The sequence below is a fragment of the Staphylococcus sp. 510 genome, assembly GCF_057219715.1.
The window spans coordinates 60668-74316 of sequence record NZ_JBXVVK010000008.1 but is presented as its reverse complement, the minus strand read 5'-3'; the positions used below and the strand labels follow the sequence as shown (position 1 = coordinate 74316).

The window sequence follows — 13649 nt, the reverse complement described above, 5'->3', positions numbered from 1 at the left end:
GGGATTTCTTTTTCTTATAAATACTATTGAATAACATTTAAGAAACGTTTAAGTTCATCTGTTTGTGGACGGTTAAAAATATCGTCGGGTGTACCCTGCTCGCCTATTTTACCTTCATGAATAAATACAATTTGGTTGGATACTTCTTTAGCAAATCGCATTTCATGTGTAACGATGACCATCGTCATACCTTCTTGTGCTAAATCTTTAATCACTTTCAATACGTCATTAACAAGTTCAGGATCAAGTGCAGATGTTGGTTCATCAAATAGCATGACTTTAGGATTCATAGCTAAAGCTCTAGCAATCGCTACACGTTGTTGTTGACCACCGGATAATGCATGTGGGCGTTGATCTTTCACATGTGTTAAGCCTACTTTTTCTAGTAGCTCTAGTGCTTTTGTTTTAGCTTCTGATTTACTTTGCTTCTTAACAGTCACTAAACCTTCCATGACATTCTCTAGCGCAGTCTTGTGTGGGAATAAATTATAACTTTGGAACACCATCCCGGACTGTTTACGTACTTCAATCTGTGATTTTTTGTCCTTTGCAGTATATGTTTTACCATTAACAAAAACTGTACCTTCAGTCGGTATTTCTAAAGCATTCATCATACGTAAGAGTGTTGTTTTACCTGAACCGGAACGTCCAACTAAAGTCACAACTTCGCCCTTATCCACTTTTAAATCGATACCTTTAATCACTTCTGTTTGATTAAATGATTTATGAATATTCGATAATTCGATCATGAGCGATACCCTCTTTCAATGTATGATTCATAAAAGCTTTGAATAACTGAAATGATGAAACAAACAACCCAATACATTAATGCAACTAAAAGATAAATCGTTAAATATTCATAAGAAGTTGAAGCAACTTCTTGTGCTTTACGGAACATTTCAGCCACTAAGATAAATCCTAATAAAGATGTATCTTTAATAAGACCTAAGAAGGTATTACCTAATGCTGGAATTGATACACGAATCGCTTGTGGCAGAATAATACGTTGAACAGTTTGGCGATAATTCATTCCGATTGAATAAGCCGCTTCTGTCTGTCCTTTTGGTATAGAAATGATACCACCACGAATAATTTCAGATGCGTACGCACCCACATTAAGTGATAACCCTATAATAGCTGCGATAACTGGTGCTAATGTCCATTGGTTATCAGCATCGTTTGTTAAGAGTCTTCCTAATTCTGGAATACCATAAAATATAATAAATAATTGAACAATCATTGGTGTACCACGAATGATTGATACGTATACACGCGCAATACCTTTTAATACTTTACTTGTAGAAATACGCATTAGTGCTGTAAATAAGGCAATGATTAAGCCTAATACAAATGTTACAAGTGTGATTGGGATAGAATATTTCACTAATCCTTCTAACATAGGTCCAAATGCTTGCTTTGCAGCGTCTAAAGCATGAAGTTGTTCACTATTCAGGTTTAGAAACATCTTGACCAAACCATTTCTTACCTATTTTTTTAAGTTCGCCACTCTCTTCAATTTTCTTCAATCCGTCATTGAATTTTTGTACAGTTTTATCATCAACTTTTTTAGAGAAAGCGAATGCTGATTTGTTTTTCTCAGCGTCACCTTTAATTGCCTTGATTTTAGCGTTAGGTTTTTGCTTTTTATAATCTAAATATGAGAGGCTATCGTTAAATGTAGCATCTACACGATTAGATAATAATAAGTCCATTGATTGGTTAAATCCATCAACTTTTGTGATTTTAGCGCCTTTATCTTTAGCTAATTGACCATAGTTAGAAGTAAATGTTTGTGCTAACTTTTTACCTTTAACATCATTGAATGATTTAATATTTTTTTCATTTTCACGTACGACTAATACCGCACTTGAATAAGTATAAGGATTAGAGAATTTGTATTTTTTCTCTCTATCTTTATTAATACCTACTTGGTTGGCAATCACATCAAAACGACCTGCATCTAGTCCTGCAAACATTGAGTCCCAAGATGTTTCGTTAAATTTCAATTTAAGGCCTTCTTCTTTCGCTACTGCTTTAATAACATCAATATCGTAACCAGTTAACTTGTCTTGCTTATTGTGGAATGTGAAAGGTGCGTATGTACCTTCCGTACCCACTCGGATTGTATTGTCATCTTTACTACTTGATTTACTATCTTTGCTTGAATTGTTACCACATGCTGCTAATACAAATACTAATGCAATGACACAAAATAAAAGTCTTTTCATTAAACTATTCCCCCTTAATCTTATTATTCTAATCGGAATAAAAACATTTTAATCCTTAATGGGTGGTAAGTCAATAACTAGTTACTGGCTTTTGACTGTCATCACAACTCTGATGAGCTATTGTTTTTCTGTCGATTTTGTATTTTTCTTTAACATAAATGAGCATAAGAAGCTCACAACTGTAATTATAACTGCAAATAAGAAACCAGCATGATAACCATGTAATAATGTATCTATTTTAATTTGTCCTAACATTTCGCTACGTTTCATACCATCATAATTACTCATATCTGGTGAATAGTGCTTACTTGCCTGCGTTAAAATAGTAATTAAAATAGCTGTACCAATTGATCCGGCAATTTGTTGTACTGTGTTAGTCATAGATGAACCATGTGCATTCATTTCATATGTTAATTGGTTCATTGTATGTGTCATCACAGGCATTAAACCTAAAGCAATACCAATCATACGTATGCCATAAACGGTAGCTAACATCACTGAACTTGTATTTTCATCCATAATGACAAAATAACCTGTGGTAATAATTACAATCATCATACCGATAAGCGCTAAAGGTTTGGCACCGAATTTTTCATAAAGTCCACCTGAAGCGAATGACATAATCGCCATAACAATGGCACCAGGTAATAAAATCAATCCAGAGTCTAAAGGCGTACGGTTTAATAGATTTTGAACAAACATAGGTAATACTGTTTCAGAACCAATCATAGAAACCATTGTGACTGCCATAATTAATATACCGATAGTAAATTGAGTATTTTTAAACACACTAAAGTTTAATAATGGTGTTTCAAGTTTAGATTGTCTCCAGATAAATAAGGCAACAAGTATCACACCGCCAATAATAGTAGTTAGAACGATAGGATCATTCCAACCGTCGTGAGAAATTGAACTTGTTCCATATAACAAACCACCAAATCCTAAGACAGATAAAATGATAGACATGATATCAATAGGTACTTTGATTGTTTCGCCCACATTTTTCACTGTAAATAGTGCAATGATAAATGTGATTGCAGCAATAGGAGCAACTACATGGAATAGTGATCTCCAATTTAAATACTCAACTAAATAGCCTGATAATGTTGGTCCAATAGCTGGCGCAAGTCCAATAACTAAACCAAACATCCCCATATATTTACCACGTTCATGTGGCTCAAATATATTCAATATGGTTGTCATCATGAGGGGCATCATGATACCTGAACCTAATGCTTGAATAATTCTAGCTATTAATAAAATAGTAAAATTAGGACTAAATCCACCTAACATTGTTCCTAAGAAGAATATAAAAATACCAACTAAAAAAACCTGTCTTGTCGTATAACGTTGGATAAATAATGCTGATAATGGAATCACTACCCCATTAGTTAATAAAAAGGCTGTTGTCAGCCATTGTACTTGTGAATATTCAATGTTGAAATCTTTCATAATACTAGGTAAAGCTGTTGTTAGTAATGTTTCATTTAACAAACCAAAGAAACCGCCTAATAACATCGTAATCATCATTACTAATTTTGCTCTAAGCGTCACTGATACTCCTCCCTACTTTCCTTTTTCATTTATCTGGTCATTATACAGTTATTGAATGTAATATGCATTTTTTAAGTTCAAAAAGTCCCAATTCTACAAATCGTAATAATTACTATTTACATTTTAGAATCTTTACGCCATAATATAAACAGATAAAGGAGGTCATATTATGAAAACAGATGTACAAACTGCACGCCGTAATTTGCACAGTCCCAATATTAAAACAAGAAAACGTGCTTTAAAAATTATCAAACAACATAAAAGAGCAAAGTAATACTTTCCTATTTCTATATATACATTTACAAGAGATATGATACTTTCATTTGATGCAAATCATCATATTGCTAGACATCATTAATCCACATTAATATTACTCCACAAAAAGGTCACCTATTGATGCAACCATCAACAAGTGACCTTTTATTTTTTGATTATAAATAGTATTTGTCTTTAACTTCTAATTCATCTGTTAATTCATAGACTAATGGCGCCCCTGTTTTAATTTCATAACCGATAATATCTTCATCTGATACATTTTCTAAGTACTTAATTAATGCTCGGATTGAATTACCATGTGCTGAAACTAATACCGTTTTATCATCTAATAAATGTTGAGAAATTTGGTCAGTCCAAATTGGAACTACACGTTCTAATGTATCTTTCAAGCTTTCAGAGTATGGCATCATTCGATGATCTAAATGACGATATCGTCTATTTTTCAAATATTCATTACGTTGTTCTTCACTTTCTGCAGGTGGTTGAATATCGTAAGAACGGCGCCATTGATGAACTTGTTCTTCACCAAATTGTTGTCTTGCATCATCTTTATTTAATCCTTGCAACGCACCATAGTGACGTTCATTTAAGCGCCAGCTTTTATATACTGGTATCCATTGTTGTTTTGATTGTGCTAAGATATACTGCGTTGTTTCCAATGCGCGTGTTAATAATGAAGTAAAGGCAACATCTATTTCTAACTGATTTTCTAATACTTTCTTACCTGCTGCAGTTGCTTCTTCAATACCTTGCTCAGATAAGTTAACATCTGCCCATCCTGTAAATAAATTTTTCGCATTCCATTCACTTTGACCGTGACGACATAAAATTAATTTTGGCATCATTTAACACCTTCCTATTTATATAACAAACTATCTTGAAGGATAGTTGATATGTATATTCAAATAAAAACTCGTTTAATAAATCGATTTATTAAATTTATATCTTCATTATAGAACTACCATATAGAATTTCAATCATTTACATTTGCTCTTATGTTGTAATTTTTTGACATATTTTTATTGCAATGAATGTATTCTCACTAACATGTGTGTCATCATCTTTTTATTTTCATGTAACCTACGCAATCAATTGAGATGTTATAGTATGCAATACATCTTTAGAACATCATCCGTTTTAACAATACATTCAGACTCATATCCTTGGGAGATATCACTTTAAGTCGAATGATTTACACTAACTAAAGGAGTTAACTATAATGAAAAAATCTATTTTAGCAATTATCGCTACAATTTCTATAGGTGCTACAGGCATGGAAGCACATCAAGCTCATGCAGCTGAAAACAACCAATCATCACAACAAAATTATTCAGAAAGTAATGAATCTACAAATAGTGTTTATCAAGAATTCATAGATGCAGGCGGTACTAAAGCATTGTGGGATAGCATTGTTATGCCAGAATCAGGTGGTAATCCTAATGCATCAAATGGACAATATCATGGTTTAGGTCAAACGAACCAATCTTGGGGTTATGGTTCCGTTGAAAACCAAACTAAAGGTATGATTAATTATGCCAAAGAACGTTACGGCTCAATCGATAAAGCTATTTCATTCTGAGAAGCTAACGGCTATTGGTAAGATGTAAATATTAAAAAAGCGTCGAATAGAATCTTTATCGATTCTATTCGACGCTTTTACTATATTATTCTATTGATTTGATTGATGTATTTCATTTTCAATAGCTTCATCTATTTTCGGTTCAGGATGTACATATACAGATGATATTCCCTTCTCGTGAAGATGTGATTCAACTTTATCACAAATTAAATGTGCTTCATTAATAGATAAATTAGGTTCAACTACAATGGTCACATCTAAAAAGATACTACTGCCATGATAACGTCCTTTAATACTTCGAACGTCAAGCACGTCATCCACTTCTAAAATATCATTTCGATATTCTTCTAAATCCTTCTCATTAAAACCATCACTTAATGTAAAGATGGATTCTTTAAATATTCCAAAGCCTGTGTAAATGATTAATAAACCTAGTATTGTCGCTAAAACAATATCAATAATAGGAAATCCGATTTGTGTAAATACCAAACCTACTGCAGTACCGATACTAACTAAGCTATCTGACAGGTTATCTTTAGCTGCAGATTTTAAAGAACTACTATTTGTTTTTTTGGCTAATCTATGATTAATGACATAAACACCAAGCATTATGAGACCACTAATAATACTAACTAGAATAGTAACAGGACTTGGCACATGTTTATCATGGGTTAATAATCGAGGTGCATTTTCAATGACAACTTGTATACCCACAAACATAATAATAAATGATACTAATAATGTTGAGATATTTTCAGACTTTAAATGACCATACGGATGATTTTTATCTGCTGGTTTAATAGAAATTTTCAGCCCAACAATCACAGCAATAGAAACCATAATATCCGTCATATTGTTCAATGCATCCGCTCTAACTGCTGCCGAATTATATATGAATCCTGTCACGTATTTAGCTACTGAAAGGATGACATAAACAACTAAACTTAAATATGCCCCACGTTGTGCGATTTTCAAATTTTCATTTTGAGACATGACAATAGACCACCTTGATTTCCTTTAGTAATCATAGTATGAATCATAAAAAATGTTTTTACAACGTTTTTTAATTTCTATATTTTTTATATAATTAAGCTAATTATTTTTTTAGATTTGCCTAAAAAATAACCTGCTTATCGCTAAGAATAAAAGTACTTTTGCAATTCAATTCTTCATATTATATTTGAACATATGAAAAAGTCTCGCAAACGATCATCACTGTTCATCTGCGAGATTACAATATTATACCTGCTTTATATAATGAAGATGACTCAAACGTCAATCTTTTAAAATCCATTTTGACAATATGAATGTGACCGGTATTGTAATGATCAAGCCAGCGAAAGGTGCAATTTCTGAAGGTATATTTAACCACTGCACAAATACGTATAACAATACGGTCTGCATTCCCATATTAACAACTTGTGTTAAAGGGAAACTAATAAATTTACGTAGTGTAGGTTTCACTTTATAAACAAAGTAACAATTCAAATAGTAAGAAATAATAAAGATAACTAAAAAGCCAGTAATATGACTAACTAAATAATTTACATTTAAAAGTTTTAGTAAAAGTAAATACACCACATAATAATTAAATGTATTCACCCCACCTACGATAATAAATTTAATTATCTCATAGTGTGTTTGAGTCAATTTCATACTTAATCTCCTTCAAGTTTTGCCATGTTTGAACCATACGGTACAATTTTTAATTTAATATTCTGTGGTATATCATAATATATTTTAAATAAATTGTGTTGTATATCATCGCTAGGTGTTACTTTATTAAGCATATTTTCAAATGGTAACTTCTCCAGTACAACCACATGTTTAATATGTTGTGTATCTAATTGATGTTCAATCGAATGTAACCGTTGTATATGAGTAAAATATATCATACCAAAGGTTACTATGAATATCATAGATAATCCTAATGCTAGCGTTCTTAATCCAATAAGTATTGATTTCATATTTACACTGCATTGAGTCATTAATAATAGTAAATACAATACCCATAACACATAATTAGTATAGAAGTTACCTGGCGTTATTGGAGATACTAATAACAATGGCACTGTGACTAATAATATAGATCCAAGTGTATAATAACCTAACATTCTCACCAACTGTGTTTTAAAAATCACATAAGTTGCGATAAACAACGCAATGTAGAACCATCCACAAATCATAAAATTTAATAAAGCGACACTTAGTGATCCTTTTAATTTATAAAATTGAAGAAAATCATATATAAAGAATTTATAGAAAGGCAAAATAGCGATACTAATGACTAAAACCACTTTCCAACGTAATATCCAATGGTTGAAAAAGGCATTTTTAAACAATAAATAAATCATTATCAATGCAATCAAGGTTAATATTAAATATTGATTAAAGAAAATATATTCCGGTAATTCCTTAAATATTGTATGTAATATCTTATGTTTCAAACCTTGATTATCTGAGAAGCGTAAATATTCGTTCCCACCTCTATATATACTAATATATATTGGATTGATAAACATGAGCATACCACCTATTAAGCTCAGCATAAAGCCCATAATTAAATAATAATTGATATGTCGATGTTTAATGCAAAAGATGACATTCCCAATAATCAAAATTAGCATATTATAAAGTGTTAAATTCTCAACAAATAATTGACCTAACAGCGTGGATATTAAAAATAAATTTAACCACGTAGCATTAAGTTCTTCCCATTTGTATATTGATACTACAACTACAAATAATATTAATATCGATAACATTGTACTAGGCACATTACTAAAGAAACCTGCGAAGTTACCATATGTATCTCTATAAATGATTCTTGGCATCATTAATATGAGAATAAACGCAATGACGATATAAATTCTACGTTGATATTTGCCTGTCATCATTGTTAATAAATAAATCATGCCCAAAGATACACCAGCATAGATTAGATATCGTAACACACTCATTTTCATTGCTATTAACTCTAATAAGTTATCTAAATATCTACCATTTGTGTATTCAATCAACCCTTTATATACCGTTAAATTATGTGCGATTGCCCATTTGAAATCATTAACTGCTAAAGGCGTTAGAATACTAATTAATAAATAAAAAAGAAAAATGAAGGTACACCATACGTAGAATTCATTAAATTTAAAGTTGATCTTGTTGTTCATGTCTAAGTTGTTCACCTTACCTATATAAATATTAAGCTATATTATTATACTATTATAAAATATATTTTCCATAATTAATGTTGTATCTTTCATCCTTGATGAATATGCCACTGAAAATGTTTTGCCTTTTGTTTTCAAGTCGTCTCTTTTACAATAAAGATAATCAAATCGATGAGGAAGTGTCGACCAATGAAAATAGTCATCGCACCAGATTCATTTAAAGAAAGCATGTCAGCTCGAGAAGCAGCAGAAGCGATACAAGAAGGATTTTCCAAAATATTACCCTCAACTGTTGAATATGATTTAATTCCTATGGCTGATGGTGGCGAAGGTACAACTGAAGCCTTAATGGAGGCATTAAATGCTAAGACAATAGCTACAACCGTAAAAGATCCGCTATACCGAGACATTACCGCAAAATATGCTTACGCATCATCTCAAAAGATAGCAATAATAGAAATGGCCGCTGCATCTGGTCTTGATTTATTAACTAAGGAAGAACGAAATCCGTTGAAAACCACTACTTTCGGCACTGGCCAACTTATTAATCATGCTTTAGAGCTAGGTGCCCAAAAAATTATACTTGGTATTGGCGGTAGTGCTACGAATGATGGCGGTGTAGGCATGTTACAAGCATTAGGCGTAAAGTTTTTAGATAGCAATGGTCACTCTATTGAACCTGGTGGATTACATCTACTTGATATACAAACTATTGATACCACTCAGTTAAATTCAAAATTTAAAAACATCGATATGAGCGTAGCTTGTGATGTGACTAATCCATTATTAGGAGATAATGGTGCAACCATGATATATGGCCCACAAAAAGGCGCCACAGCAAAGATGATACCAAAGTTGGATACCGCGCTTTGCCATTATCATGATAAGATAAAATTACAACTAGATAAAGATGTTAAAGATATACCTGGTGCTGGCGCAGCTGGTGGCATGGGCACCGCTTTATTAGCTTTCTTAGATGCCCAGTTATCTAAAGGTATTGATGTCGTTTTAGAAGAAACACATTTCCAATCTAGAATTATAGATGTAGATTTAGTCATAACAGGTGAAGGCAAATTAGATTCCCAAACGATTTACGGTAAAACGCCAATTGGTGTTGCACAAGTAGCTAAACAATTCAACTTACCTGTCATAGCCATAGGTGGTAGTTTGGGTGAACAATACGAAACGGTTTATGATTATGGTATAGATAGCGTGTTTAGTATCATGAATCAACCTACAGATTTGCAATATGCACTAGATAATGGTCCTACCCTTTTAAGCCAAACTGCACACAATATTGCCCGTTTACTAAGATTAAACATGTCTTTTGATTCATAAATAGGCTAACCCAATAATGATGAGGTGAATGAAATGAAGAGAACGGATAAGTATAAAGAATCATATCGTTACGATAATCAATATCAAAATCATCGTAGTCAAAGTGAAGAACGTGAATACAGAAATCAAAGCCAATATCGCGATCAAAATGAATTTAACGATCCAGAGCAACACCCTGAACGCTATTACAATGGTAGAGATTATAGAAGAGAGCAAGAATTACAAGAAGAAAACCAAAAAACACGTAAATCTAAAAAATGGCTAATCGCTATTATCGTTATATTATTAATTATCGTAGCTATTTTCGTAACAAGAGCAGTGTTAAATCATAATAATAACAAAGTAAATAACGACCCTAACGTCTCTCAAAACTATAAAAAAGAAGTCGAAAATCAAAACGACGATATTAATAAACAAGTGGATACAGCTAAAAACGAAATTAAACAAAATAAAAATAGTCAAACTCAAATTAATCAATTGCAACAACAAATCAATAACTTAAAACAAAAAGAAGAAACTAATGCAGATTCAAAACTTACTCAATTTTATCAAGACCAAATCGATAAATTAAAAAATGCAAATAACGCACAACAAAACAATGAGAACCAAAACAAAGTAGATAGCATGCTACAAGATATTAATACTAAATTTGATAGTATTAAATCTAAAATTGATGAACTCATTAATGGTTCCGGTAACTCTAATAATCAACAACAATAGTAATCAACTACATTACTTTTATTTTTCATATGCATTCTCTAAGTTGGGCTCTATGCCTCTCTTATGGGAATGCTTTTTATTTATTAAAATCACTTATTTCATGAAGTAATTTTAATAGTAATAATGCCATTTTTCTTCTAAGATAGTATTTTATGCAAATACATAAAAATTTAAATTACTACATACAAATATGGTCAAAACATATATAATTTGTTCTATAACTTCTTTAAAAGGAGAATGATTATGCAAAATACAAGTGCCAAGCACTTCCCTTTCATATTAATTATCATTTTCGGTGTAATGACCACTTTTGGTCCTTTATCGATTGATATGTATTCACCATCGTTACCGGATGTGCAACATGCATTTAGTTCAACTACATCTGAAATTCAATTAACTATTTCCTTTGCAATGATTGGCTTAGCACTTGGACAATTTTTCTTTGGTCCTTTATCTGATGCATTTGGTCGAAAAAAAATTGCTTTAACGATTCTAGTGATATACATGCTTGCATCCTTGATTGCAGTATTTACGACGGATTTATACTTCTTTCTATTTTTAAGATTGATTCAAGGTTTAACTGCAGGTGGGTCAATTGTTATCGCGAAAGCATCTATTGGTGATAAATTTAGCGGTGACGAAATGGCTAAGTTTTTAACTTCTCTAATGGTAGTCAATGGAATCATTACGATTATAGCGCCATTACTCGGTGGATTTGCTTTAACCATATCTACTTGGAGAAGCATCTTTGTCATTTTGACAATAATTACAATCATCGTCATTATCGGTGTATTGATGAAAATGCCATCAACAAATCACGCCGATCGAACAACATTAAACTATGGACGTATATTTAAAGATTTTGGTCAGTTGTTGAAGAAACCGTCATTTGTGATTCCAATGTTGTTACAAGGATTAACTTATGTCATGCTATTTAGTTATTCAGCTGCGTCACCTTTTATAACACAAAAAATTTATAGCTTATCACCACAGCAATTTAGTGTGATTTTAGCAGTCAATGGAATCGGCTTAATTCTAATAAGCCAAATCGTAGCATTATTAGTGGAAAAGTTGAGTAGATATACATTATTAATCTATTTAACACTAATCCAAATCATTGGGGTACTATTGATTATTTTAACGTTAACAATGCATTGGCCTATTTGGATGTTAATCATCGCCTTCTTCTTAAATATAAGCCCGGTTACGTCTATCGGACCGTTAGGCTTTGCACTCGCTATGGAAGAACGAACTGGTGGTAGTGGCAATGCTTCAAGTTTATTGGGCTTATTCCAATTTATTTTAGGCGGTGTGATTTCACCATTAGTTGGTCTTAAAGGACAGTTTGACGCTTCACCATACCTAGTTATCATTTCAATAACGGCCATACTATTAGTCATATTACAAGTCATTTATTTCAAACTTATTCCAACTAAATATCGTTCATAACATATAAAACGCAAGTGAGATGATGACAGGCTATTCAGTCTGAAAGCATCTAACACTTGCGCTTTTTTATGATTTATTTTGTTCTATGGGTAACCAAATTTCAGTAATATAATTGTCGTCTTGCGTATCGCCTTCAGGATACAATTCGAAAAACGGTGCACGCTTTAACTGAATATTCTCAGTTGGAATCAATTCCTGATGAATTTGACGCATCGCTTGTCTAATGGATTGAGGTACTTTCCCTTTCGCATTGACCACAAGATAATCATTATCCTCTAGTTGATACGTTTCTAAACCGTCGTTTGGATTAGTCTCACAAGACACCCCAATCATATAATTCATTTTGCCATCTTGCTGTGGTAAACAGAGGCCAAGCAATCCATTAAGTGCTAGGTCACTTTTTTCTGCAAGTCTACAGTCTAATCCCATAGACGTCACATCTTCCCAAAAATCGGGAATATTACTTTGAGCATGACCGCCACTTTTAAATTGGCGTGTCACGCCAATAATATGTGTCGCTTTCATACTTTTAATTTGATAATCCATCTTTGACTCCCCTTAAAAATTTCTACTCCCATTTATTTATAACCTATCTTGGGATTGAATAACACTAAAATGATTATTTCTAAACATATCATTATCCAAAAAATGGTGCACGGTATATAATATTGAATATTATTTAAAGTGTATTTAAGTCGAAGGAGATTAACGATGAACCAAACTATTTTACCTGTTAAACCGATGAGTCAGTTATTTCCAATACCAATGATTATGGGCTGTGAAGGCGTATCAGCGTCTATGATGCTTCACTATAATGAACAACCTGTTAAAGCTACAGACATTATGAAAAATTGGCCCACCCACCCAAACAATCCATATAAAGGTTATGTTGGTCATCATTTACTTGTTAAATTTGGCTATCACCAAACCATTTTCCCAGAAGCCTATGTTCCGTTTTTACAAAAATACAACTCACATATCATTGACGGCACAGGTACTAGCTTGGCTGAATTAGAAAAGATCATTGATAAACAACAACCTATTGTGATTTATCATACGAGTTTAGGTGCTCGACCAATGCGTCGTAGCTTCAAATTTGATGGTCGTAAAATTCGTCTTGTTTCGAATATCCATGTCACATTACTAATTGGCTATGATGATCAACACTATTATTATATAGACCCACTATGGAGTCATATAAAGAAAGGTATTATTTTCCCAGCTATCTTCCTTAATCAAAAACAAATCATTAAAATTAAGAAATCTAAAATGGAACGCAGTTTTAATGCCCCAGGGCGCATGTGTTTATACGTTAATCCTGAATAACTGATATCA

General features: G+C 32.3%; 15 protein-coding genes. 6 read left to right on the top strand and 9 right to left on the bottom strand.

All coding sequences use genetic code 11. From position 1 onward, the window contains the following. Window positions 1-23 precede the first annotated feature (23 nt). From AC2D8K_RS07720 to AC2D8K_RS07705, 4 genes are all read right to left on the bottom strand, one after another. Window positions 24-749, bottom strand: coding sequence for an amino acid ABC transporter ATP-binding protein (locus AC2D8K_RS07720; protein WP_002450351.1), 726 nt, complete (start codon window positions 747-749; stop codon window positions 24-26). After that, window positions 746-1465 (bottom strand): amino acid ABC transporter permease, encoded by a 720-nt coding sequence (locus tag AC2D8K_RS07715; RefSeq protein WP_002450352.1) that lies wholly within the window; start codon window positions 1463-1465, stop codon window positions 746-748. Before AC2D8K_RS07715 ends, AC2D8K_RS07720 begins: the two co-directional genes overlap by 4 nt. After that, entirely contained in the window at window positions 1446-2228 is a 783-nt protein-coding gene (locus AC2D8K_RS07710) for a transporter substrate-binding domain-containing protein (RefSeq protein ID WP_002450353.1), read from the bottom strand. Before AC2D8K_RS07710 ends, AC2D8K_RS07715 begins: the two co-directional genes overlap by 20 nt. 117 nt (window positions 2229-2345) lie before the next feature. Next, a complete protein-coding gene (locus tag AC2D8K_RS07705) occupies window positions 2346-3782 on the bottom strand; it encodes an MDR family MFS transporter (RefSeq protein ID WP_002450354.1) in 1437 nt (478 codons plus the stop codon). Window positions 3783-3951: 169 nt separating this feature from the next. Between AC2D8K_RS07705 and AC2D8K_RS07700 the strand changes: the two genes are divergently transcribed. Beyond that, window positions 3952-4056, top strand: a complete 105-nt coding sequence (locus AC2D8K_RS07700; protein WP_100066962.1) for a putative metal homeostasis protein — start codon at window positions 3952-3954, stop codon at window positions 4054-4056. A 157-nt stretch (window positions 4057-4213) separates the two neighbouring features. Here the strand turns inward: AC2D8K_RS07700 and AC2D8K_RS07695 are convergent, their stop codons facing one another. Next, window positions 4214-4900 carry a 2,3-diphosphoglycerate-dependent phosphoglycerate mutase gene (locus AC2D8K_RS07695; protein ID WP_002450355.1) on the bottom strand — a complete coding sequence of 229 codons (687 nt, stop codon included), beginning with the start codon at window positions 4898-4900 and terminating at the stop codon, window positions 4214-4216. Window positions 4901-5277: 377 nt separating this feature from the next. On the opposite strand from AC2D8K_RS07695, the gene AC2D8K_RS07690 reads away from it, so the two are divergent. Continuing rightward, window positions 5278-5637, top strand: coding sequence for an aggregation-promoting factor C-terminal-like domain-containing protein (locus tag AC2D8K_RS07690; RefSeq protein ID WP_002450356.1), 360 nt, complete (start codon window positions 5278-5280; stop codon window positions 5635-5637). A 90-nt stretch (window positions 5638-5727) separates the two neighbouring features. On the opposite strand, the gene AC2D8K_RS07685 is transcribed toward AC2D8K_RS07690, so the two are convergent. The 3 genes from AC2D8K_RS07685 to AC2D8K_RS07675 form a co-directional block, all read right to left on the bottom strand. Further along, complete coding sequence (locus tag AC2D8K_RS07685; protein WP_484698393.1) at window positions 5728-6630, bottom strand: cation diffusion facilitator family transporter; 903 nt, start codon at window positions 6628-6630, stop codon at window positions 5728-5730. Between the two features lie 282 nt (window positions 6631-6912). Further along, entirely contained in the window at window positions 6913-7293 is a 381-nt protein-coding gene (locus tag AC2D8K_RS07680; protein WP_002450358.1) for a GtrA family protein, read from the bottom strand. A gap of 2 nt (window positions 7294-7295) precedes the next feature. Continuing rightward, entirely contained in the window at window positions 7296-8807 is a 1512-nt protein-coding gene (locus AC2D8K_RS07675; RefSeq protein WP_484698391.1) for a hypothetical protein, read from the bottom strand. Between the two features lie 189 nt (window positions 8808-8996). Here AC2D8K_RS07675 and AC2D8K_RS07670 point away from each other — a divergent pair, with 189 nt between their 5' ends. The 3 genes from AC2D8K_RS07670 (at window position 8997) to tcaB (ending at window position 12314) form a co-directional block, all read left to right on the top strand. Beyond that, complete coding sequence (locus AC2D8K_RS07670) at window positions 8997-10145, top strand: glycerate kinase (protein WP_484698389.1); 1149 nt, start codon at window positions 8997-8999, stop codon at window positions 10143-10145. Between the two features lie 33 nt (window positions 10146-10178). Then, window positions 10179-10865, top strand: coding sequence for a hypothetical protein (locus AC2D8K_RS07665; RefSeq protein WP_002450361.1), 687 nt, complete (start codon window positions 10179-10181; stop codon window positions 10863-10865). A gap of 243 nt (window positions 10866-11108) precedes the next feature. Then, a complete protein-coding gene (gene tcaB, locus AC2D8K_RS07660) occupies window positions 11109-12314 on the top strand; it encodes a putative multidrug effflux MFS transporter TcaB (RefSeq protein WP_484698386.1) in 1206 nt (401 codons plus the stop codon). A 66-nt stretch (window positions 12315-12380) separates the two neighbouring features. Here the strand turns inward: tcaB and AC2D8K_RS07655 are convergent, their stop codons facing one another. Next, the gene (locus tag AC2D8K_RS07655) at window positions 12381-12860 is read right to left on the bottom strand and encodes a GyrI-like domain-containing protein (RefSeq protein ID WP_002450363.1); all 480 of its coding nucleotides are present in this window, start codon (window positions 12858-12860) and stop codon (window positions 12381-12383) included. 165 nt (window positions 12861-13025) lie between these two features. On the opposite strand from AC2D8K_RS07655, the gene AC2D8K_RS07650 reads away from it, so the two are divergent. After that, the gene (locus AC2D8K_RS07650; RefSeq protein WP_002450364.1) at window positions 13026-13640 is read left to right on the top strand and encodes a C39 family peptidase; all 615 of its coding nucleotides are present in this window, start codon (window positions 13026-13028) and stop codon (window positions 13638-13640) included. Window positions 13641-13649: the final 9 nt, after the last annotated feature.